Genomic DNA, 21,318 nt, shown 5'->3' on the forward strand with positions numbered 1-21,318 from the left:
CGCAGCGCCGGATTGTCATTGCCGTCCCGCCAATAGGCGCGATAGCAGATCCGGGTAGAACCGTTGCCATCGTGTGCTTCGCGGTAGACGACGCTGGCGTAGCTGGCCCCTAGCGTAGGCAATTCGCTAACGTGATCCGGACTGGCCTACGCGTGACCGGCGAACAGGGTTTCTATTAGCGGACATTCTGGCAGCGTGCCGTCGGCGCATTGCGCGACCACGTCCTTCAGCACCCGCTCCATCCGTTTGAGATCGGCGATCTTCGCCCGCACGTCATCGAGGTGGGCAGCGGCGACGGCGCGTGCCTCGGCGCAAGGCTGATCGCGTTCGTCGACGAGGCGCAGTAACTCGCGAATCTCATCAAGGGAAAAGCCGAGCTCACGCGCTCGCAGCACGAAGCGAAGGCGACGCTCGTGCGTGGCGTCGTAGCTGCGATAGCCCGTCGACGTGCGCGGCGGCTCGGGCAGAAGGCCGACCTTCTCGTAGTAGCGCACGGTCTCCAGGTTGCTACCGGTCCGCCGGGCGAGTTCAGCCCGCTGCAGGCCCTTCACCACAGCGTGATCGCGCATCGCAAAACCTCTTGACCCTGTAGTAACTACAGACCGCATCCTACGCCGCAATGAGGATTTCGGCAAGGAAGGAGACGTCGGACATGGATGCATCGCAGTCCGGAACGGCAGATACGGCGCCCGCTACGACTGTTCTTGCATCGTCGGAGCGGACGGAGGCTGGACGCCAGCGCCTGGTCGCTGTGGGCGGCATTTTTGGTGCGATAGCCGCCTCGTCCTGCTGCGTCATTCCGCTCGTCCTGTTCAGCCTCGGCATTGGCGGCGCCTGGATCGGCAACCTGACGGCGCTCGCGCCGTACAAGCCGCTATTCGTCGCCGGGACGGCGGGCCTCCTCGGATATGGCTTCTTTCTTGTCTACTGGAAGCCGCAGCGCGTCTGCACCGATGGCGCAGCTTGCGCACGCCCCATCCCCAGCCGGCTCGTCCAGGTCGCGCTCTGGATTGCGACTGTGCTCGTGATAGCCGCCTTTGCCTTCGACTATGTCGCCCCGCTGCTGCTTCGCGCCTGACACCAAGAGGAGACCTGCCTCATGAAGAAGAGCTTGAGCGTCCTTGCCCTGATCGCCTCGATGATGACGGCATCGACCGCCTTGGCCGCCGAACGCACCGTAACGTTTGCTGTCGACAACATGACCTGCGCCTCGTGCCCGTACATCGTGAAGACCTCGATGGCGGCGGTCCCGGGCGTCGCGAACGTGACCGTCTCTTTCAAGGCGAAAACCGCAACCGTGACCTTCGACGACGCAAGGACGAACGCCGACACCATCGCAGCCGCCAGCATGAACGCGGGCTATCCAGCCCACCTGAGGCAGCAAGGCAGCTAATATGAGTGACCGCACTGCAATCCGCGCAGGTATGGCCGGTGCCGCGTCCTCGCCGCGATCTGCTGCACCGCGCCGTTCCTTGCTGTCGGCCTGCCCTTTGCGGGCCTTGGCTCGTCGCTAGCCAGTACGGGCCTGGTAGTGCTTCCGCTGATGATTGCGAGCTTCGGCCTCATCGCTTGGATATTCCATCGTCGCCACGCAAAGGCGGCTCGCTGCGATACTACGATTCACAATGAAGGCGTGAAGCCATGAGCGATTGCTGTGCCTCCTCTTCGTCCCGAAACGAAGCTGTCATCCCTACGCTCCAGACACTGCCGAGCTATCACGTGCGGCCGGGCGTAACTTTCCCGGACTGGTCAGCAGTCACATCGCGCGCAGTGAGGGACGCCCTGCTGGCCATGGTCGGGTCCGGCCATGTGCTCAATCGCTGGAGCGGCTACGATCCCGCTACAGATCTCGCGCGCGTTGCACTGCTTCAGTTCTACGTCGAACACGGGCGGGCCCCGGCCATAGCCGCGCTTGCGAACCGTGCAGGACTCGGTGAGGCGGCCGTTCCGCCGTTGCTCGAAGAACTCCGCCGGCGCGACCTGGTCATTCTCGACGGCGAACGGATCGTCGGCGCCTATCCGTTCACCGACCAGGACAGGGGCCATCAGGTCACGCTGGACGGGCGCTCGCTCAACGCCATGTGCGCCGTCGACGCGCTTGGCATCGGCGCCATGACCGATCGCGACATCTCGATCGCCTCGCGCTGCCGCCATTGCGGCGCGCCGATCCGGATCACCACACGGGATCGAGGGCGGGCGCTGGCCGATGTTGAGCCGCGGACGGCCGTCATGTGGCAAAGCGTTCGCTATGAAGACGCATGCGCCGCGAGCTCGCTGTGCGCGGCGACCGCCTTTTTCTGCTCGGATGACCATCTCTCTGCCTGGCGCCGCGAGCGTTCCGCCGACGAGCCGGGTTTTCGGCTGTCGATCGAGGAGGGGCTGGAGGCCGGTCGCGCTCTGTTCGGGCCGAGCCTCGCCGGGCTCGGTGTGACACCACGACCGTCTGTTGATCCGGAATCGAAGAGCTCGGCAGTCGCGAACCGCTCCTTCCACACAAACGGTCGCAATGGAGGCGCTTACGATCTCGTCGTGATCGGCGCCGGCTCGGCCGGATTCTCGGCCTCGATCACGGCCGCCGATCAGGGCGCGCAGGTGGCGCTCATCGGCAGCGGCACTATCGGCGGCACTTGCGTCAATATCGGCTGCGTGCCGTCAAAGACCCTGATCCGCGCGGCCGAGACACTTCACAACGCTCGCGTGGCGGCACGTTTTGCCGGCATTACTGCTGAAGCCGAACTGACAGACTGGCGGGGAACCGTTCGTCAGAAGGACGCCCTCGTTTCCGAACTGCGCCAGGCCAAGTACGTCAATCTGCTCCCCGCGCACAACGGCATCGCCTATCGCGACGGGCCAGCTCGCCTCCTCGACGGCGGTGTCGAAGTAGACGGCGCGCGTATCGCCGCTGGCAAGATCATCATCGCGACCGGCGCGCGGCCGGCAGTGCCCGCCATTCCTGGCATCGAGACCGTGCCGTATCTCACTAGCACGACGGCGCTCGACCTCGAGGAACTGCCGCGCTCGCTGCTCGTGATCGGCGGCGGCTACATCGGCGCGGAACTCGCCCAGATGTTCGCTCGTGCCGGCGTCAGGGTGACCCTCGTCTGCCGGTCCCGTCTGCTCCCCGAGGCCGAGCCCGAGATCGGCGCGGCGCTCGCGGGATATTTCGGGGACGAAGGCATCACCGTTGTCTCCGGCATCGCTTACCGCGCGATCCGCAAAACCGATGGCGGTGTGTCGCTGACGGTCACGCGCGACGGCCAGGATATTTCGATCGACGCCGATCATGTGCTGATCACCACGGGGCGCACGCCCAACATCGAGGGCCTTGGGCTGGCCGAGCACGGGATCACCGTCTCGGCGAAAGGCGGCATCGTGGTCGACGACCGCATGCGCACGACCAAGGCTGACGTCTATGCCGCCGGCGACGTCACCGGCCGCGACCAGTTCGTCTACATGGCTGCCTATGGCGCCAAGCTCGCCGCGAAGAACGCCCTTAACGGCGACAGCCTGCACTACGACAACCGCGCGATGCCTGCCATTGTGTTCACCGATCCACAGGTGGCGAGCGTCGGGCTCACCGAGGCTGCCGCGCGCACGGCCGGGCATGTGGTTCGCGTTTCGACGATCGGCCTGGACCAGGTGCCGCGAGCGCTTGCCGCTCGCGACACCCGCGGTCTGATCAAGCTCGTGGCGGACGCCGGCAGCGGCCGTCTGCTCGGCGCGCATATCCTCGCGCCGGAAGGCGCCGACAGTATCCAGACCGCGGCGCTTGCAATCCGCCAGGGGCTCACCGTCGATGACCTCGCGGATACCATCTTTCCGTATCTCACGACTGTCGAGGGCCTGAAGCTCGCGGCGCTGTCGTTCGAGAAAGACGTGGCAAAGTTGTCATGTTGCGCCGGATAGTGATCGCAGCTGGGTGTCCGCAGCTTGTTTGCAGCACCTGTCGTAGTGGAATCGCGTGCCGAATCGCATTCGAGGCGGCGTTGGCGTTTTGAGGGATACGCGCTCATAGCGCTCCAGCGGAAACGTAGTTATCAGTTTCATCTACGCTGGGGCGCCACATATTTTCCAGATATTTCAAATATTTATTGGATCTCCACCGTGCGGGATTCGAACCCCGCGGATTTTGCTTTATTTTCAAGACAGATCGACCAGCAGCACTGTCCCATGACAGTAACAGAAGCGCTCGGCGTAGAATTTTCCCTACTTGATCTGGCGACGTCGGTGGCGACCACACGATCAAGAGAGGTGATGCCGATCCCACGCGGAACGCCATCCATGGTGCGCCAATGTGGGAGGGCATGTCGACTGCGCGCTAAGCGCGCGACTGCGCCTCCTAGGCGTGGGGTTACCCCATCTTATATTCCTGCGACTTGAAGCTCAGGTGCTTCACGCTCGCAGGCGCCGACGCGAGCTTGCGGATGTTCGCCCACGTCTGTTTGTAGTTGGGCAGGATCAGCTCGTTGGTGCCCGCGTTGACGACGTTCCCCTGCACGCCAGAGGGGAACGCGAACAACATGAAGGTGTGCCCTTTCTTCGCTGTCGGCGTCGGATAGACCATTGCTTGTGTCGAGCCATCGTCGTTGTAGACCTCGACGAGGTCGCCAGCGGAGACGTTGAGCTCCTTCATGTCGTCGGGATTGATCTCGATGAAGGGATAGGGCCAGCGGTCCATGATGAACTCGTTGTCCTGATCGAGATACGCATTCTGCCACACGTGATTGGTGCGGCCATTGTTGATCAGGTACTTGAATTTCTTCTTCTGCTCCTCCTTGCCGGGCGCCTGTAAGCCGCGCCATTGGGCTTCCATGAAAGTGGCCTTACCGTCCTTGGTGCCGAACTTGCCGTCGGTGTAGAGACGCTTGGTGCCGACGATCTTGCCGTCCTTGAAATCGCTCGCCGGTTCCTGGAAGCCGTTCGTGCCCATAGCGCGGAGGCGCTCGTAGGTGACGAACTGGCCGCCCTTCTCATGCTTGTGGTAGCCGTCCATAAAGGCATCTTCCTCGGTCTTCCAATCGAAGCCCTTGAATTGGTCAGCGTATTTCGCGTCACCCAACTCACGGAGGATGCGTTCCATGTGATTGGCGATCCGCGCCGCGATCAGCGCGTCGGGCATCGACTCGCCCGGCGGATCCATGTAGCGCTCGGTCAAGCGCATGCGGCGCTCGCCGTTCATGGAGGTGAGGTTCATCTCGCCCGACGTCGCCGCCGGCAGCCAGACGTGGCACGCCTCGCCGATCTTGGTCGGCACGATGTCCACGTCCACGGCGAACAAGCCGCCCTTCTTGATGGCATCGACGATGGCCGCCACCAGTGCCGGCCGATCACCTGCCGGCACGGCATTCATGGCGTCTTTCACGATGTCGGTGCGCTTCTTGTAGGCCTGCTTGAACTTGTGAGCATTGAGCGTGGTCTTGTAGTGATCGCAGCCCCAGATGTGGTGGACGCCGCCCTTGCCCTCGATCAGGAGCTGGTCGACGTAGGCGGCCGGCCGGCCCACATGGGCATCCGATGGGCGCGAGTAGCCTTCTTGATGCCCGCCCATGCGCACACAGCCACCACCGGGACGGCCAATGTTGCCCGTGGCGAGCGCGACATTCACGAGCGCAGCGTTGGTGCGGTAATTGTCATTGCCCCAGATGAGGCCCTTCTCGTAGGCGAACATGGCTCGCCGGCGGCGGCCTTCTTTGGGCTCCGCAATCCATGCGGCTGCCTTGGCGATGTCCTCGGCCTTGAGGCCGGTGATCCGCGCGGCGTCAGCAAGAGAAGTCTTGTTGGCGGCAACGGCCTTGTCGAAGTCCTTGGTCGAAGCTGAAATGAACGCCTTGTCCTGCCAGCCTTTCTCAACGATGTGCGTCAGGAGCGCGTTGAACAACACCATGTCGGTGCCGGACTCGATGGCGAGATGCAGGACATTGTCCTTGCCGGCCTCGACCTCGCACGCAGCGACCGTGCTCGTGCGGCGTGGGTCGACGATGATGATCCGCGCCTGGGCGTGCGGCTCGCCCGCGAGCTCCTGCTGCTTCTTCTGCAGGCTGCTTCCGCGCAAATTCGGAATCCAGTGATTGAGGAAGTAGTTGGTCTGCGTTTCGTAGGCATTGGTGCCGACCGCCACGATGGTGTCGCAGAGCTCGGCGTCCTCGTAGCAGTTGTTGAGCTCGCCTACACCCATGTCGCGCGTCGCGTGGACCTCTGAATTGTAGGCAGGGCGATTGTGAATGCGGATGTTCTTGACCTTCATCGCCTCGAAGTAGAGTTTGCCGGTGCCCCAGGTGTTCTCATAGCCGCCTCCGGCGCCGCCGTGATCGAAGGCAGAGACAAACAGGTTGTCTTCGCCGCCCGGCTCCTTGAGCATGGCAACGGTCACGCGGGCAACGAGATCCAGCGCATCGTCCCACGAGGTCGGCTGCATCTGCCCGTAGCGAAACACCATCGGATGAGTGAGCCGCTGCTGCTGGGTCGCCCGCGCTTTGGAATAGCTCATTTCGGCCATGCGCGCGCCACGGATGGACCCGAGTCCTGAGTTCACCTCGCAGCCCTTGTCCGGCTTGATGACGATGTGCACATCGCGGCCGTCTTGCTGTACGATGTTGTACATCGAGGGCGCGTACCAGGCGTCAGTGTCGCCGCCCTGCTGCTTGGAGAGGTCGGTCTTGAAGATGTTCTGGCTCGGGTCGGTACCGCCCTGCTTGTTCACTGGCCACGTGTAGGCATGGTAGCCGCAGCCGACGATGCAGAAATGGCAAGTGACATTCTGCTTCTTGGCATCGGACGGGATGATGGGCAGCCGATCGATCTGACGCTTGAAAGCCATGGTTTCTCCTCCCCTCTCAGAGCACGTTCGACAGGCGGCCGTAGATCAGCTCGTCTACGCCCTCGGCGAAGATGTCGCCGTTGCTCGCGACCCGTAGTGTGAATTGCGGCAGATTCTGCGTGGCCTGCCCCATGACCTGGAGGCCGCTCTTCTCGCAGTCGAAGACGGAATAGTGACCGGGGCAGGTGAGCGTTTTGTCCGCCGCCACATAGCTCAGCGGGTATCCCTTGTGCGGGCAGAGCGTCGAGAACGCGACGATATCACCAGCGGGTCCGACGCCTCCTGGCACTCGTGTGCCGAGCTTGATCAGAACGCCGGGAGAATTTCTATCGGGATAGGAAATGTCGAGCGGTTCGTTCGATTTGAGCTGAGAGAGATTGGCGAGACGGTTGGATGGGTACTCCACACGCGCGGGCGCCGGTTTGGCCTGCGCTTCGTTTGTTGGCAGGACCGTCGAAGCTGCCACACCGACTGTCGCCATTGCGCCGCCGCGCAGAAACTGCCGTCGACCTGCGTCGACGAGCTTGTCACACCCCTTCATGCTTTCCTCCTCGGCTTGCTGCGGTCTGTGCCGCAGATCGCGCATCGCAACGCGCGTGCCAGGAGGAGGGAGGTGCTAAGTCTTTGGAAGCGCTGAGGTAGGACACAGAGGGACGTTCGGGAAGCCGAACATCGGGCGAGTGGTGTCCGATAGAGCGAACATCAAGTGTCGGTGCCGCCGAGGCCGAGCCGCTTCATCTTTTCCCACAACGTCGTGCGTGAAATGCCGAGTGCCTTCGCCGCGGGGAGGATGGCGCCTCCGGTCATCGCGAGGGCGCGCTGGATATGGCGCCGCTCGGCATCGTCCCGCGCGTGCTCAAGCGGTGCAATGGGCTGATGGCTCTCGGTTGCCCTGATGCCGCGCTCGGGAAACAAATCACTCGGCATGATCCAGCGGCTGGCCGCCAGGGCTACAGCACGCTCAACTCGATTTCTGAGCTCGCGCACATTGCCCGGCCAGTCATGTTGGCGAGCAGCCTCATAGGCCAGCGCCGAGACTCCTACGACGTCGCTCTCAATCGTCTGCGAGAACTCTGCAAAGAACCGATCGATCAACCACTCGACATCATCGCGTCGGTTGCGTAGCGGCGGGATCTCGCGGGAGAGGACGTTGATCCGATAAAAGAGGTCATCGCGGAAGCCACCGGCAGCGACCCTCTCTTCAAGATTGGCATTAGTCGCACAGATGAGACGCGCCTCGAAAGGCACCGGACGCTCCCCTCCGAGACGGTGGAAGGTGCGGCTCTCGATGACGCGCAGGAGCTTGGCTTGCAGCTTTGGCGCAAGTTCGCCGATTTCGTCGAGAAAGAGCACGCCGCGGCCTGCCCGCTCGGCATAGCCGAGATGCCGGGCGTGGGCACCGGTGAAGGCGCCTTTCTCATGGCCGAACAGCTCGCTTTCTATGAGGTCGGCAGGAATAGCGGCGCAATTGACCGCCATGAACGGCCCCTTGGACTCAGGCCTTTGTGCGTGCAGATAGCGCGCGCACACTTCTTTGCCGACGCCTGTCTCACCGGTCAGCAGGAGATTGGAGCCGACGCGCGCCACGCGCTGCAGGAATTGCTCGAACTCACGCATGGCCGACGACACACCGAGGACCGGATCCGCCGGCGTTTCCTGACGTCCCACCACTTGCTCCAGCCGCGCCAGAAACTCGCTCATGACAAAAGGCTTTGTCAGATAGTCGTGCGCGCCTTCTCGCATGAGCTCGACGGCCTGATCTATGTCGCCGTACCCGGTGATGAACAGGAACGGCGGCGCGCTGCTTCCCCGCGCCAGCTCGCGGAAGATCTCCGCGCCTGAACGATCCGGAAGTCGGATATCGCAGATTACTGCATCAAGACCGGTCGCAGGTATGCTGCTCAAGGCCTCGCCGCCGCTCGCCCACCAGTGCACCTTGGCGCCTTCGAGAGTTAGGCTGCGTGCGAGGGATTCGCCCATGATCGGATCGTCTTCGATCAGGCCCAGTGTCCGATGTTCAAGCGACATGAGCGAGCTCCATCCCTCGCCGGCACGGCAGCGTGACCGTTACGATCGTTCCGCCATCAGGCCCATAGCCGATCGCTATGCTGCCGCCGAGCTCGCGCACCAAGCGATTGGTCATCCAAAGGCCAAGACCCGTACCCTGGCTGATAGGGGCCGGTCTATCGGCCTCACCAGCCAATAGCGCAGCCACATTTGCAGGCATTCCAGAGCCCCGATCCTCGACCCGAAGCACGAGGGATTCGGAATTTTGTGTGACAGAGACATCCACATCGCTCCCTCGCGGAGCGGCCTGGCAAGCGTTGAGTGTGAGGTTGAGGAGCACTTGCCGCACCGATGTGGCTGGGACGCCAATGGTATCGGTCAGCTCGTTTCGCCACTGCAGGAGCACACCCAGCCGGCGCGCCTCCGGCGCGACAAGACGTTTGAGATCGTCGATATCCCGACGATTGAGATTTCGCTGATCACCCTCGGCTTTGTAATTGACGAGTGCCGCGCGAACGACGTCCCTGATCCCATTGAGACCCCGCTCGACGAGATCGAGAGATACATTGCGTGTGTTCCGATCCCCGCCGTGGCGCTTGAGTGTATCGATCGCATTGAACAAGCCGCCGAGGGGATTGTTGATCTCATGAGCCATTCCTGATGCCAGGCGACCAAGGCTGGCCAATCGCTCCTCTTCGGCAAGGCGGGCGCTTAAAGCCTCGCGGTCGGCAACAGCCGAGACAAGTCGATTGTAGGCAGCGAACGCTCTTTGGTGGTCGCGGGGCATCCGAGCGACGGTCTCGTCGGGTATGGAGGTGACTTCGCCCGTATGGCTGCGCTCGAGATGGGCGGCAAGAATTGAAACCGGCCGCATCATCCGACCGACAACAAGCCATGCGGCGCCGGCCAGCGCCAGCGTCAGCAGAGCGTTCGTCAGCAGGAGCGTCCAGAGCACGCTGCGCCGCTCGGCGAGGAGAGGTGCGATGTCGAGCGCCGCGTAGATGCTGCCAATGCGAAGGTTCTCGTAGCGTACCTCGCGGCGGAGATAAGCCCGACCCTCGTCCTCAGCGATGGCGATCCGCCCGCTCTCGCGGAGCGGTGCGACATAGCGGGCTGGCACGCGTACGTGCGAAGGGATCTCGAGCGGATGCGACGACGCGATCACAAAATCGTCGGACCCGGCGACAATGGTTTCCGTCGGCCTGATCTCACCGGATTTTTCCCGCGAGCGGTCGATTACGTCGAAAGCCTGCCAGACGTCCTCGCGGATGATCGAGTCGACGAGCGCCAGAACGAGGCCATCTACGTACGCATCCGCGAGAGCCTGGACGTGGCGCTCTTGGGTATCGGCGAGCCGAGAGAGCACGCGTTCGGATGCGAACGCCGATACGGTGACCATGAAGAGCGTGACGATCAATGACACGCGCGCCGTAAGAGGCAAGCGATGCCACGTCATGGAGCAACTCCTCGCACCAGCTGCATCTTGTTCGCGATGCCATCGAAGAGCTCTGGCCGCTCATCTCGGAAACCGTCGAGACGCAGCATGGCGAGCACAGCCCGCCCCCTCGGGTCGCGGGGCATGTTGATGAGGGCCTGGCGCAACCGGACGATTGCCGGTGACTGCGCATCTGCAGCGGGGCAGGCGATCGGCGGAAAGGCAAGCAGCTCCGACTTCCGAACGATGCGAGTGTCCGCACACAAGGCAGGTTCCGCTTCGCGGAGAACGTCATAGACATAGCCGTCTACGCTACCGCCTGCGGCGAGGCCGGTCGCGACGGCGCGCACGACATTGCGATGGCCGTAGGTATAGAAGAAGTGGCGAAAGAAGCGCGCTGGCGATTGGCCCATCTCGGCCAGGGCCGCGCAGGTGACGAGATAGCCCGAGTTGCTGTCCGGATCGGAGAAGGCGTGAACGGTACCCGCAAGGTCCGACAGGCTCTCCGCCTTCTGACTGGCGCGGGCGACCAGGTAGGACTGGTAGAGCGGCTGTCCGCGCCAAACCGGAACAGCAACGAGGGCAAGTTCCTCGCGGTACGCGACGAAGGGATAACCGCAGATCCAAGCGGCATCGACCTGCCGAGTGACGAGCAGCGCGGTGATCTCCTGGTAGGTGCGGCGGCTGACAAGATGTACTGGTCGCCCCATCGCGTGAGCGAGGTAGGCCTTCAACTCCTCGAGCATCACGAGGTCGGAGGTTAGGAGCACGGGGGTGAGCGCAAATCGGAGAGGCGCATCCGCAGATTGTGCGCGAGTGCGGAGCACGCCGAACGATGCGGCGAGGCTTCCCGCAGCGCCCAGCAATCGGCGGCGACTGATGACCTTTCGCAACGCCAAAGCTCTCCTCCCAAATGCGATTGCCGAAGGATGGTACCGCTTGATTATGGTTTGAATGCTACGTCTCGAACAAACGCGGAGCCATCGTCCGCAGAGGCCTCCTGTCTACCTACGTCAGGATGAGTTTGAGCCCCGAGCCCAGCAGCACGCAAGCCAGAACATAACGCATCGCGCGCTCCGGCAGGTAGCGGGCGCCGACCGACGCGCCGATCACGCCGCCGATGCCCACGGCGACCAGCCAGAATGGCAGGGCGCTTGGGAGTTGCCCGAGCGTCGCGTAAGCGCCGGCGAGAGCTGCAGTGGAATTCAGAAGATTATAGGCGGCCGTAACCGCCGCTGTCCGGCGGACATCGACCCAGTTCATAGCCAGGATAGCAGGCGCCAGGAAAATGCCGCCGCCCGTTCCTGTCGTCCCTGAGACAAAGCCGATGGCCGCGCCAGTCGCCAACGACGGAAGAAACGGCGGCTTCTCTGGAGGCCGAGCCTGGTTTCCTTCGGCACGGGAGGCTGACCGCAAGATCTGTGCGCCGGCAATGAGCAGGATGGCACCGACCACGGGGTAGTAGACCGAGGCCTGGAGATTGATCGATCCGCCGATCAGCGAGAACGGAAAGCCGAGCACGGCGAAGGGATAGAACGTGCGCCACGAAAGCATGCCCGCGCGCCAGAATTGGATCGTGCCGATGGCGGCGACCAGAATATTGAGTGCAAGTGCCGTTGGTTTCATGACGCTCGGTTGGAGCCCCGCAAGCCCCATGACCGCCAGATAGCCCGTGGCGCCGGCCTGTCCGACGGCAGCATAAGCCGTTGCCACGAGGAGCAGGATGGCGGCCAATGTGAGGGATTCTGTCGTCATGACATGCGCCAACTACGAGGGCGATTCATTGAGATGCGTTGGCCGCAACCCTTGTGGCACAGGTCTATCACTCCTCAGATCGCCTCCCGTGCCGGCAACCGCAACGACAGCAAGGCGACGAATCCGCAAAGCGAGAGCACGACGGAGACCGTCAATACGCCGGCACCATAGCGATCTATTAGTACGCCGAACAGAAGCGGCGCAATCGCCTGGGCCATCCGCGCCGGCGCGCCGAGCAGACCCAATCTATAGCCGTAGTTGTCAGGCCCGAATATCGCGAGTGGAACAGTCCCGCGGGCGATGGTCATGATGCCGGAACCGGCGCCGTGAAAGGCGGCGAAGACGCCGGCAGCGCCACCGGCACCGAACAGGGCAAGCAGAGCGACTCCGATTGGATGCGCGATCATTGAGAGACGGGCTGACACGATCGGGTGCTGGTTGCGCAGGATGCTAGCCTCGGCGATGCGCGCCGCGACTTGTGCTGGACCGATCAGCGCACCGGTCGCCACGGCTTGCACAGTAGTGGCACCCGCCGCCTCGAGGAGGCGTGGCAAGTGAGCCGCCATAGCCGCGACCACCATCCAGCCGACCGCAAAGGCGAATGCCAGGAGGACCATGTTGCGGTCGAAGGGGATGTGAGTGACCTGCGCAGTCTCAGTGCGCGTCGCGACGGTATCAAGCGGCTTCGGCAACAGGAATAGATTGAGCGGCAATGCGATCAGGACGTGTGCTGCGGCCCAGGCGATGCAGGTCCAGCGCCAGCCAAATTCGGCGACGCCTAGCGCTGTTAGCGGCCAGCCGATTGTGCTCGCAAACCCCGCCAGCAGCGAAATGCCGGTGATGGCCGAGCGGGCTTCCATGCCGTAGATGCGCCCAAGCATCGCGAATGCAGCATCGTAGAGGCCGAGGCCCATGCCGATGCCGAGAAGCAACCAAGCGAGCCACAGCACCGCAGGCATATGCGCGAGCGCGAGCGTGACTAGGCCAGCCGCGATGACGACGTTCGAGAGGGCAAGAACCTCCCGCCCCCCATACGCATCTATGGTGCGGCCGACGCGAGGTCCGATGAGCGCTGAGATCAGCAGCGACGCCGAGAATGCTGCGAAGAACCATATGCTGGAGATGCCGAGGTCACGCGATATTGGATCTGCCAGTATTGCTGGCAAATAGTAGCTCGATCCCCACGCCAGTGTTTGGGTGGATCCCAGGATCAGAATAACCGACAACCGAGAGCGCATCGGACCACTTGTCATTCGCAGAGACAATTGCCGGGACTATGCCCAGAATCGCCTGAAAACCTCATCCGCAACTAGTCGCCGCTGCTCGGGCGTCTGATGCGCACATCGGCATCGACGATGCCATAGACGGAATCGCCAGATCAGGCACCTGAAGTGACGAAGCATCCAATCTCGAAATATGCGTGAGGCCGCCATCGCCGCCCACTCTTCCGTGAGGCGCGCCCTTGTCAGGGCTGTTGGAGGAACGCACGTCCGGTCAGATCTCAATCACCATGCCGTCGTCCGCACACCGCTCCGGCACGCGATGCCGGTTCGCGAGCATCTCGGGCCCGAGATGCGTGAGAACAAGCTGCTTCGCCTTCAGCTCGTGGCGCCGATCACGAATGGTCGGATAATTTAGGTGAAAGCGAATCGGCTTCTCATAGAAGTAGCACTCGCAAATCATCAGGTCGGCGCCATCTGCGAGTTTCGGCGTGTCGTCGGTCCAATCGCCGTCGCCCGTGTAGGAGATGATTTTGCCGCCGCAATCGATGCGCAAGCCTGTCGGGTTCGTCTCTTTGGTGTGGTCCGCTGGATAGGGCGTAACGAATAAGCCGCACACCTGATGCGTCTTGTACGTTTCCATCTCGATATAGGTCAGCGGAAATTTCGGCTTCATCACATGCATACCCGGCATGAGGGCGTCCCGTGTCTCGGCCAACCGTGCCTCGGTGTCGCGTGGGCCGGCAATGGTGAGCGGCTTCTCGCGCCGCGCACCGAGCATCGAGTCGGCAAGCAATTGGGGAATGCCGGCACTGTGGTCGGCGTGGATATGGGTGAGCAAGATGAGATCGATGCTGGTGTGGCGAATGCCGAGCTTGTTGAGAGCGATGAGGCTCGAAGCACCGAAGTCGATCGCAAACCTGAGGCCGGGGATGTCGACAAGAATGCAGGTCTGAAACCGCCCGCCAGAACCGAATGCGTCGCCTGATCCTACAAATGTGACCGTCGCTTTCACTACATCTCTCCGTCAGATTATTCCGCTGGCCCTCAAGGCCTCGATCTTTGAATTTGGCAGCTCGAGAACCTCTCGCAGAACATCCTCTGTATGCTCGCCGAGGGTTGGGGGTGCGCGGCGATATTCGACGGGTGTTTCTGACATCTTGAGCGGGCAACCGATGAGATCGACGGTGCCGCTGCCGCTGAGCCCGTGCGGCATTGAGATTTTCATGCCGCGTGCGAGTACCTGCGGATCGGCGAAGACCTCGGCCACGTTATTGACCGGTGAGCATGGCACGTTGGCCCGCTCAAGCACTTCCATCCAGTACGCGGTGGTGTTCGTGCGCAAGAATTCGGTCACGAGCTCGACAAGCTTGTCGCGGTTGCGCACGCGATCGGAGTTAGTGGCGAAGCGTGCATCCGAGCTAAGCTCCGGCCGCCCGGCGGCGTCACAGAGACGTTTGAATTGGCCATCGTTGTTGGCGGCGACGATGGCCCATCCGTCCTTGGTCTCGAAGACTTGGTAGGGGACCGTATTGGGGTGGGCCGTGCCGAGGCGCTGCGGGATTCCGCCGCCGGTCAAATAGTTCAGACCCTGATTATAGAGCCAACCTACCTGCACATCGAGCAGGCCGAGATCGATATGTTGACCGATACCGGTTGCGTCACGATGGCGAAGCGCTGAGAGGATGCCGATGGCGGCATAGAGGCCGGTCATCACATCGTTGACGGCGATTGGGACTTTGACCGGCGGCCTATCTGGCTCTCCGGTCATACTGATCAGACCGCCGATGCCTTGCGCCACCATGTCGTAACCTGGTCGCGCCGCATAAGGTCCTGTTTGCCCATAACCGGTGATTGAGCAGTAGACGAGACGAGGCTGCTCTCGGTGCAAGTCTTCATATCCGAGGCCGAGCTTTTGCAAACCGCCGAGCTTGAAGTTTTCGATCAGCACATCGCAGCGTTGGACAAGCTGCTTGATGGTGGCGGCGCCTTCAGGTTTGGAGAAGTCGACGGCGATCGAGCGCTTATTGCGATTGCAGCAGAGGTAGTAGCCGCTTTCGGTCGTGTCGCGGCCGTCGCCATCCTTGACGTACGGAGGGCCCCACGTGCGCGTCTCGTCGCCGACGCCCGGTCTCTCAACTTTGATGATTTCAGCGCCGAGATCTCCGAGCAGTTGCGTGCAGGAAGGTCCTGCAAGAACCCGGCTGAGATCGAGTACTCGAATTCCAGCCAACGATCCGCCTGACATGATCGTCACCTCTTATGAGTGTTTTCTCCCTTATACATTTGTATATTTGATTAGTCTAATGTCAACGACCGATCGACTACACAACTATGACGCAAGAAGGCCCCCCGCGGCCTGCTCGTCCGTGATCAGGGTATGTGCGAGCTGAGCGGAGAGGGCCGCGCGGATGATCGGGACCTTGAAGAACCCGCCGGCGCAGAGCACGAGGTGGGGGATTTTTCGGATGGTGCCAAGCGGAACTGCCACCGTGCGACGGTTGAGTTCGTGGTCAATCACGCGACCATCGGCATCCACGTATTGATCACAAACACCTCCGACGGCACCGGCAGCGATGAGAGACTTGAGCATCTCTCGCGTGATGGCGCCGTGCTTGATAATCCAAGTCTTGGGAGTGAGATCGATCGTAGTTAGGAGCGCGATGTCGGCACTGGCAGCTTTCTCGACGACGGTTCGAATAGCGGAACTGCGCATGAGGGCTTTCTTTGTAGCCTCGTCATCCGCGTACATGGGCGCCGTCATGTAGTAACATTGAGCGTCAAGAATCTTGGCAAACGAAGCCGCGTTGTCATACGGATTGATGACGGCACTGCGGGGAAGGCCGCCGGATAAGGAAACTACGCTTATTCCGCTATTTCTGCGCGGTGCGAGAGATTGGGCCGCAGCAAACACGGTGCCGCCCCAGCCCAGGGCAAGGATCTCATCCTGTCGGAGAATTTTGGAGATGTACTCGCCGGCAGCGATGCCGACGATATGCCTGACATTGTCCTCGTCGGCAGGAGAGGGAACCACGACGACGTCCCTCAGGCTGAACTTATCTCGTAGTCGTTCTTCGAGCTCCGCGCACGGGGCGGCGGGCGAGTCGATCGATATCCGCACAATCCCTTGGCGTCGGGCATCATTGATGACTTTATTGATCGTTGCTCGACTAAGACCGACACGTTCGGCGACCTGCTGTTGAGTTTGTCCGTCGTGAAAGTGATACCAACAGATCCGCGCGACCAGTTCCGGCCGCAGGGAAGGAGCGCTTGTCTCGGATCTCTCGCGGTCGTCGGCGTGGCGTGACACTCAGTTCCTCCATGGGCAGCGGCATCGAGATCGGCACGAGGTAACCGGCTCGATTGCGGGCTGTGTACCTGTTGACCTACGGCTCGGCATCCGTCATAAAGTTGTCAATCAATTCTACTATTCAATAATCATGGAAATGAAGGATATCGCCGCTGGCTTCTCCGCGCTCGCACAGGAGACGCGACTGCATCTCATGCGTGTTCTGGCTTCCCGCGGCGCATCGGGAATGCCTGCCGGCGAGCTGGCGGCCGAGCTCGGCGTATCGCCATCGTCGCTCTCCTATCACCTCGCAGCACTTGAGCAGGCGCGGCTCGTCCAATCCACACGCCAGGGCCGGTACATCATCTACGCGGTTCGGTTCGCGGGGCTGCGCGCCCTCTTCAATTTCCTGACAGAGACGTGCTGCGACGGACGACCAGAGCTCTGTGGAGATCTTGCACGGCTAATTCCGGAAGATGCTGATGAGGTGAGCGTTATGACAGCTGCGTTCAATGTCCTGTTCATCTGCACGCGAAACTCGGCTCGCTCGATCATGGCAGAAGCCATTCTCGAGAAGATTGGCCGGGGGAAATTCAATGCCTATTCGGCGGGATCGATGCCCGCGGATGCGCCGATGCCCGAGGTGCTCGAGCGCCTCAAAGTGATGGGCCACGATACTTCGGATCTCCGCTCCAAGTCATGGAACGAATTCACTGGCCCCGACTCTCCGCGCATGGATTTCGTGTTGACGCTGTGCGACCCGCAAGATGGCGAGGTGTGCCCTGACCTTGGTTCGCGGCCGATCACCGCGGTGTGGCCGTTCCCCGATCCGGCGCGGTTTCGCGGTTCGGAGGTGGAGCGAACGACGCTCTTGAACGAACTGTACGGGATGATCCGGCGACGCCTCGAGGGCTTCACTAATTTGCCTTTTGAGACGCTCGATCGCATGGCGCTGAAGGCGCGTCTCGATGAACTCGGTAAGCCCACTACGTATGCCCGTTAAGGAGAATATCATGCGAGTTGGCATCAATGGTATGGGCCGTATGGGACGCCTCGCTTTGCGCGCCGCCATGGGCGGACTTCCCCGGCCCAAGCACGATCCCCGCGCCGGCAACCGGCTCGAGATCGCCCACATCAACGAGATCAAAGGCGGCGCCGCGGCGAGCGCGCATCTCCTAGAATTCGACAGCCTCCACGGCCGATGGAACGAGACCATCGGAAGTGACGGCGAGAGCGCTATCAGCGTCGCCGGTCGGCGCATAGGTTTCACGGCTGCTGCCGCTCCCGGTGAGGTGCCTTGGGGTGATCTTGGCTGCGAGATCGTGCTGGAATGCACGGGGAAGTTCCTCAAGCCCGAGCAGCTCCAGGCCTACTTCGATCGCGGCGTGAAGCGTGTCATCGTCGCGGCGCCGGTGAAGGATGAGCGCGCCCTCAACGTCGTCGTCGGGGTCAATGACAGCCTATACGATCCCGAGCGACATCGCCTTCTCACGGCCGCATCGTGCACGACCAACTGCCTGGCGCCGGTCGTCAAGGTGGTGCAAGAGGCGATCGGCATCCGCCATGGCCAGATCACGACGATCCACGCACCGACCAACACCAACGTCGTCGTCGATGCGCCACACAAGGATCTGCGGCGCGCCCGCTCGGCCATGCTTTCGCTGCAGCCGACGACGACCGGCAGCGCCACCGCGATCGCGCTGATCTATCCGGAGCTGAAGGGCAAACTCAACGGGCACGCCGTGCGCGCGCCCATCCTCAATGCAAGCCTGACGGATTGCGTCTTCGAGCTCAAGCGGACGACCACCGAGGCTGAGGTGAACGAGCTCTTTCGGGCGGCGGCGCGCGGTCCACTTGCCGGCATTCTCGGGTACGAGACGCGGCCACTGGTCTCCGCGGACTACGCCAATGATACGCGCAGCTCGATCGTCGACGCCCCAAGCACCATGGTGACGGATGGTACGCTGCTCAAGGTCTACAGCTGGTACGACAACGAGGTTGGCTATGTGTGCCGTATGGTCGATCTCGCCAACATCGTGATTGCGGCGGGAGACTGAGATGACAGAGGCCGTCCGCAACTATCTCATCGTCACGGCATCCTATTGGGGCTTTACACTTGTTGATGGCGCCCTGCGGATGCTGGTGTTGCTGCATTTCTTCCAGCTCGGCTATTCGCCCTTCACGCTGGCGTTCCTGTTCCTGCTTTATGAGTTCGCTGGCATCGTCGCCAACCTCGCCGGCGGCTGGCTCGCCACACGCTTTGGCATTCCGCGCATGTTGGCAGTAGGTCAGGCGCTGCAGATCGGCGGCCTGCTCATGCTCTCCGCGCTCGATCCTAGCTGGACAGCCGCGGTGTCGGTCGCCTGGGTCGTCGCGGCACAGGGCATCGCCGGCCTCGCCAAAGACTTCACGAAGACCGCTTCGAAGTCGGCGATCAAGGCGACGTCCGCTGAGGGCTCGGGCCAACTCTTCAAATGGGTGGCCTGGTTCACCGGCTCCAAGAACGCCATGAAGGGCATCGGCTTCTTCGCGGGAGGTTTGTTGCTTCAGGCCGCGGGCTTCAAAGTTGCGTTGTGGCTGATGGCGGGTCTTCTGGCGGTGATCTTCATCGCGGGCCTCGCACTTCTGCCGCGCCAGCTTGGCAAGGCAAAATCATCGAAGTCCATGCGTGAGCTCTTCGCGAAGTCACGCGGCATCAACCTTCTGGCCGCTGCGCGCGTATTTCTGTTCGGTGCTCGCGATGTGTGGTTCGTCGTCGGTTTGCCGGTGTTTCTCTATGCGAACGGCTGGCGCTTCATCGAGGTCGGCGGATTTCTTGCCGCATGGACGATCTGCTACGGCGGCGTGCAAGCGTTCGCACCGTCTCTCGTGACACGCAGTGCCGATGGCCTCAGTCGTGAAGTTCCCGCGGCGCGCCTCTGGTCTGCGCTCCTGGTCGCCGTGCCGCTAGCGCTGGCGCTGCTCCTCCAGCTCGAAACCCTTTGGCGGCCCGACCTCATCGTTGCCGCCGGTCTTGCTCTCTTTGGCTTGCCCTTCGCGGTCAACTCGTCGCTGCACTCCTATCTGATCCTCGCCTACGCGGGATCGGAGAAAGCAGCCGAGGACGTCGGCTTCTACTATGCCGCCAATGCCATGGGACGGCTCTTCGGCATCATGCTTTCGGGAGCGCTCTATCAGGTCGGCGGCATGACTGCCTGCTTGATCGGATCGGCAGTCATGCTCGCACTGTGTTGGTTGATCACGCTCCTACTGCCGACGCGAAACGACGCGCCGCTAGGCGCTGGCCAGCACGCATAGTCGCGCTAGGAGCGGAGCTCAGGTGCTGCATTGCGCCGGACGGCTGCGCCGGCTTCGTACCAGCCCTTGGACGCGTTTGCGATCCTGACGACGCTCAGCATTACCGGCACCTCGATCAGGACGCCGACAACCGTGGCCAGCGCGGCGCCGGAGTTCAAGCCGAACAATCCGATGGCAGCTGCCACCGCCAGCTCGAAGAAATTGCTGGCACCGATCAGCGCAGAGGGCGCCGCGACGCAATGGGCTTCGCCGCTCCAGCGATTGAGAAGATAGGCGAGTCCAGCATTGAAGTAGACCTGGATCAGGATCGGCACAGCCAAGAGGGCTATGACCAGCGGCTGCGCCAGGATCTGCGGCCCCTGAAACGCGAACAGCAAGACCAATGTTGCCAGGAGGGCGAGCAGGGACAACGGCTGCACAGTAGCGAGAAGCCTTTGCAGGCCCGCATCACCGCTGCCCGCCAACACAGCTCGTCTTATGACCTGCGCCAGGATCACCGGAACGACGATGTAGAGCACGACCGACAGCAACAGCGTCTGCCACGGCACTACGATGGCGGAGAGGCCCAACAGCAACGCTACAATGGGTGCAAACGCAAAGATCATGATGACGTCGTTGAGCGCGACCTGGCTGAGCGTGAAGTGCGGCTCGCCGTCGGAGAGGTTGCTCCACACGAACACCATGGCCGTGCAGGGTGCCGCGGCAAGCAGGATCAGACCCGCGATGTAGCTCGTGACCTGATCGGCGGGCAGGAGCGGCCGGAACAGCCAACCAATGAAGATCCAGCCGAGCAGGGCCATGGAGAACGGCTTCACCGCCCAGTTGATGAAGAGCGTCACGCCGATTCCGCGCCAATGCTCGGTGACCTTATTGAGAGCACCGAAGTCGATTTTCACAAGCATCGGGATGATCATCAGCCAGATCAGAACGGCTACAGGCAGGTTGACGCTCGCTACTTCCGCCGAGGCGATGCCCTGAAAGACGCCCGGCGCCAGCCAGCCGAGCGCGATGCCCGCGACAATGCACAAGGTCACCCAAAGGGTGAGATAGCGTTCGAAAGTGGACATTGCCCCCATCCAAATGTTTCGGCGCCGACGAACTGCTTGACGCCTGCTGTCTATTTCTATTATTCTAGAAATAACAGCCTTTGACGTCAACGATGGATTTGCGATGAAGATCGACGACGCAGCTGCCCGCCTTGAAGCCCTCGGCAATCCAACACGCCTCAAGATCTATCGAGCCTTGGTGCGCGCGGGCGACAATGGGCTGAGCGTTGGCAGATTGCAGGCGCGTCTTGATGTCGCCGCCTCGACTCTGTCGCACCATCTCAAATCCTTGATGATCGTCGGTCTTGTAACTCAGGAGCGTCAAGCGACCACGCTCATCTGTCGCGCCAACTACGATGTGATGAACGGCCTCGTCGCATTTCTCGTCGACGAGTGCTGCATCGAAACGACCTGCGCGTCGTCAGCGAAGGCGGCGGGTTAGGGAGCACGCT

The 21,318-nt window shown here is 62.1% G+C and carries 19 protein-coding genes; 7 read left to right on the top strand and 12 right to left on the bottom strand.

Annotated elements, in window-relative coordinates; translation table 11 throughout:
- Positions 1–146 precede the first annotated feature (146 nt).
- The gene (locus CS1BSM3_RS10120) at positions 147–569 is read right to left on the bottom strand and encodes a MerR family transcriptional regulator (protein ID WP_072386929.1); all 423 of its coding nucleotides are present in this window, start codon (positions 567–569) and stop codon (positions 147–149) included.
- Between the two features lie 83 nt (positions 570–652).
- Between CS1BSM3_RS10120 and CS1BSM3_RS10125 the strand changes: the two genes are divergently transcribed.
- The 3 genes from CS1BSM3_RS10125 to merBA all read left to right on the top strand — a co-directional run bounded on the left by CS1BSM3_RS10125 (position 653) and on the right by merBA (position 3,906).
- Entirely contained in the window at positions 653–1,078 is a 426-nt protein-coding gene (locus tag CS1BSM3_RS10125; RefSeq protein ID WP_072386930.1) for a mercuric transporter MerT family protein, read from the top strand.
- 21 nt (positions 1,079–1,099) lie between these two features.
- Positions 1,100–1,393 carry a cation transporter gene (locus CS1BSM3_RS10130; RefSeq protein WP_072386931.1) on the top strand — a complete coding sequence of 98 codons (294 nt, stop codon included), beginning with the start codon at positions 1,100–1,102 and terminating at the stop codon, positions 1,391–1,393.
- Between the two features lie 248 nt (positions 1,394–1,641).
- Positions 1,642–3,906, top strand: a complete 2,265-nt coding sequence (merBA, locus tag CS1BSM3_RS10140) for a bifunctional organomercurial lyase/mercury(II) reductase MerBA (RefSeq protein ID WP_072386932.1) — start codon at positions 1,642–1,644, stop codon at positions 3,904–3,906.
- A gap of 445 nt (positions 3,907–4,351) precedes the next feature.
- Here the strand turns inward: merBA and CS1BSM3_RS10145 are convergent, their stop codons facing one another.
- The 10 genes from CS1BSM3_RS10145 to CS1BSM3_RS10190 form a co-directional block, all read right to left on the bottom strand.
- A complete protein-coding gene (locus CS1BSM3_RS10145; RefSeq protein WP_072386933.1) occupies positions 4,352–6,817 on the bottom strand; it encodes an arsenate reductase (azurin) large subunit in 2,466 nt (821 codons plus the stop codon).
- 16 nt (positions 6,818–6,833) lie between these two features.
- A complete protein-coding gene (locus tag CS1BSM3_RS10150; protein ID WP_072388045.1) occupies positions 6,834–7,358 on the bottom strand; it encodes an arsenate reductase (azurin) small subunit in 525 nt (174 codons plus the stop codon).
- 161 nt (positions 7,359–7,519) lie between these two features.
- Positions 7,520–8,845, bottom strand: a complete 1,326-nt coding sequence (locus CS1BSM3_RS10155; RefSeq protein WP_072386934.1) for a sigma-54-dependent transcriptional regulator — start codon at positions 8,843–8,845, stop codon at positions 7,520–7,522.
- Positions 8,835–10,280: a sensor histidine kinase gene (locus tag CS1BSM3_RS10160; RefSeq protein WP_072386935.1), complete on the bottom strand. Its 1,446-nt coding sequence runs from the start codon at positions 10,278–10,280 to the stop codon at positions 8,835–8,837. Before CS1BSM3_RS10160 ends, CS1BSM3_RS10155 begins: the two co-directional genes overlap by 11 nt.
- The gene (locus tag CS1BSM3_RS10165; protein ID WP_348532901.1) at positions 10,277–11,086 is read right to left on the bottom strand and encodes a substrate-binding domain-containing protein; all 810 of its coding nucleotides are present in this window, start codon (positions 11,084–11,086) and stop codon (positions 10,277–10,279) included. Before CS1BSM3_RS10165 ends, CS1BSM3_RS10160 begins: the two co-directional genes overlap by 4 nt.
- A 181-nt stretch (positions 11,087–11,267) precedes the next feature.
- Positions 11,268–12,014, bottom strand: coding sequence for a sulfite exporter TauE/SafE family protein (locus CS1BSM3_RS10170; RefSeq protein WP_072386937.1), 747 nt, complete (start codon positions 12,012–12,014; stop codon positions 11,268–11,270).
- A gap of 74 nt (positions 12,015–12,088) precedes the next feature.
- A complete protein-coding gene (locus CS1BSM3_RS10175) occupies positions 12,089–13,252 on the bottom strand; it encodes an MFS transporter (RefSeq protein WP_072388047.1) in 1,164 nt (387 codons plus the stop codon).
- A 256-nt stretch (positions 13,253–13,508) separates the two neighbouring features.
- Positions 13,509–14,249, bottom strand: a complete 741-nt coding sequence (locus CS1BSM3_RS10180) for an MBL fold metallo-hydrolase (RefSeq protein ID WP_072386938.1) — start codon at positions 14,247–14,249, stop codon at positions 13,509–13,511.
- Positions 14,250–14,261: 12 nt separating this feature from the next.
- Entirely contained in the window at positions 14,262–15,482 is a 1,221-nt protein-coding gene (locus tag CS1BSM3_RS10185; protein WP_072388049.1) for a CaiB/BaiF CoA transferase family protein, read from the bottom strand.
- Between the two features lie 84 nt (positions 15,483–15,566).
- Positions 15,567–16,544 carry a sugar-binding transcriptional regulator gene (locus CS1BSM3_RS10190; protein WP_072386939.1) on the bottom strand — a complete coding sequence of 326 codons (978 nt, stop codon included), beginning with the start codon at positions 16,542–16,544 and terminating at the stop codon, positions 15,567–15,569.
- A gap of 136 nt (positions 16,545–16,680) precedes the next feature.
- Here CS1BSM3_RS10190 and CS1BSM3_RS10195 point away from each other — a divergent pair, with 136 nt between their 5' ends.
- The 3 genes from CS1BSM3_RS10195 to arsJ are packed head-to-tail and all read left to right on the top strand — an operon-like array spanning position 16,681 to position 19,820.
- On the top strand, positions 16,681–17,526 hold the full coding sequence (locus tag CS1BSM3_RS10195) for a metalloregulator ArsR/SmtB family transcription factor (protein WP_244540474.1): 846 nt from the start codon (positions 16,681–16,683) through the stop codon (positions 17,524–17,526).
- 10 nt (positions 17,527–17,536) lie between these two features.
- A complete protein-coding gene (locus CS1BSM3_RS10200; protein WP_072386941.1) occupies positions 17,537–18,580 on the top strand; it encodes an ArsJ-associated glyceraldehyde-3-phosphate dehydrogenase in 1,044 nt (347 codons plus the stop codon).
- Between the two features lies 1 nt (position 18,581).
- A complete protein-coding gene (gene arsJ / locus CS1BSM3_RS10205; RefSeq protein ID WP_072386942.1) occupies positions 18,582–19,820 on the top strand; it encodes an organoarsenical effux MFS transporter ArsJ in 1,239 nt (412 codons plus the stop codon).
- A gap of 5 nt (positions 19,821–19,825) precedes the next feature.
- Here the strand turns inward: arsJ and arsB are convergent, their stop codons facing one another.
- Positions 19,826–20,887, bottom strand: a complete 1,062-nt coding sequence (gene arsB, locus CS1BSM3_RS10210; protein ID WP_072386943.1) for an ACR3 family arsenite efflux transporter — start codon at positions 20,885–20,887, stop codon at positions 19,826–19,828.
- A 103-nt stretch (positions 20,888–20,990) separates the two neighbouring features.
- On the opposite strand from arsB, the gene CS1BSM3_RS10215 reads away from it, so the two are divergent.
- Complete coding sequence (locus CS1BSM3_RS10215; RefSeq protein ID WP_072386944.1) at positions 20,991–21,308, top strand: ArsR/SmtB family transcription factor; 318 nt, start codon at positions 20,991–20,993, stop codon at positions 21,306–21,308.
- The last annotated feature ends 10 nt before the right edge of the window (positions 21,309–21,318 follow it).

Origin of the sequence: Hyphomicrobium sp. CS1BSMeth3 (assembly GCF_900117415.1) — a bacterium.
Classification (GTDB): Bacteria; Pseudomonadota; Alphaproteobacteria; order Rhizobiales; family Hyphomicrobiaceae.

What these genes read in the sequence shown, in the direction of transcription:
- CS1BSM3_RS10215 (WP_072386944.1), top strand. Translation starts at nt 20,991, where the DNA reads ATGAAGATCGACGACGCAGCTGCCCGCCTTGAAGCCCTCGGCAATCCA.
- CS1BSM3_RS10145 (WP_072386933.1), bottom strand. Translation starts at nt 6,817, where the DNA reads ATGGCTTTCAAGCGTCAGATCGATCGGCTGCCCATCATCCCGTCCGAT.
- CS1BSM3_RS10125 (WP_072386930.1), top strand. Translation starts at nt 653, where the DNA reads ATGGATGCATCGCAGTCCGGAACGGCAGATACGGCGCCCGCTACGACT.
- CS1BSM3_RS10200 (WP_072386941.1), top strand. Translation starts at nt 17,537, where the DNA reads ATGCGAGTTGGCATCAATGGTATGGGCCGTATGGGACGCCTCGCTTTG.
- CS1BSM3_RS10155 (WP_072386934.1), bottom strand. Translation starts at nt 8,845, where the DNA reads ATGTCGCTTGAACATCGGACACTGGGCCTGATCGAAGACGATCCGATC.
- CS1BSM3_RS10175 (WP_072388047.1), bottom strand. Translation starts at nt 13,252, where the DNA reads ATGCGCTCTCGGTTGTCGGTTATTCTGATCCTGGGATCCACCCAAACA.
- CS1BSM3_RS10120 (WP_072386929.1), bottom strand. Translation starts at nt 569, where the DNA reads ATGCGCGATCACGCTGTGGTGAAGGGCCTGCAGCGGGCTGAACTCGCC.
- merBA (WP_072386932.1), top strand. Translation starts at nt 1,642, where the DNA reads ATGAGCGATTGCTGTGCCTCCTCTTCGTCCCGAAACGAAGCTGTCATC.
- CS1BSM3_RS10130 (WP_072386931.1), top strand. Translation starts at nt 1,100, where the DNA reads ATGAAGAAGAGCTTGAGCGTCCTTGCCCTGATCGCCTCGATGATGACG.
- CS1BSM3_RS10160 (WP_072386935.1), bottom strand. Translation starts at nt 10,280, where the DNA reads ATGACGTGGCATCGCTTGCCTCTTACGGCGCGCGTGTCATTGATCGTC.
- CS1BSM3_RS10185 (WP_072388049.1), bottom strand. Translation starts at nt 15,482, where the DNA reads ATGTCAGGCGGATCGTTGGCTGGAATTCGAGTACTCGATCTCAGCCGG.
- CS1BSM3_RS10170 (WP_072386937.1), bottom strand. Translation starts at nt 12,014, where the DNA reads ATGACGACAGAATCCCTCACATTGGCCGCCATCCTGCTCCTCGTGGCA.
- CS1BSM3_RS10150 (WP_072388045.1), bottom strand. Translation starts at nt 7,358, where the DNA reads ATGAAGGGGTGTGACAAGCTCGTCGACGCAGGTCGACGGCAGTTTCTG.
- arsB (WP_072386943.1), bottom strand. Translation starts at nt 20,887, where the DNA reads ATGTCCACTTTCGAACGCTATCTCACCCTTTGGGTGACCTTGTGCATT.
- CS1BSM3_RS10195 (WP_244540474.1), top strand. Translation starts at nt 16,681, where the DNA reads ATGAAGGATATCGCCGCTGGCTTCTCCGCGCTCGCACAGGAGACGCGA.
- arsJ (WP_072386942.1), top strand. Translation starts at nt 18,582, where the DNA reads ATGACAGAGGCCGTCCGCAACTATCTCATCGTCACGGCATCCTATTGG.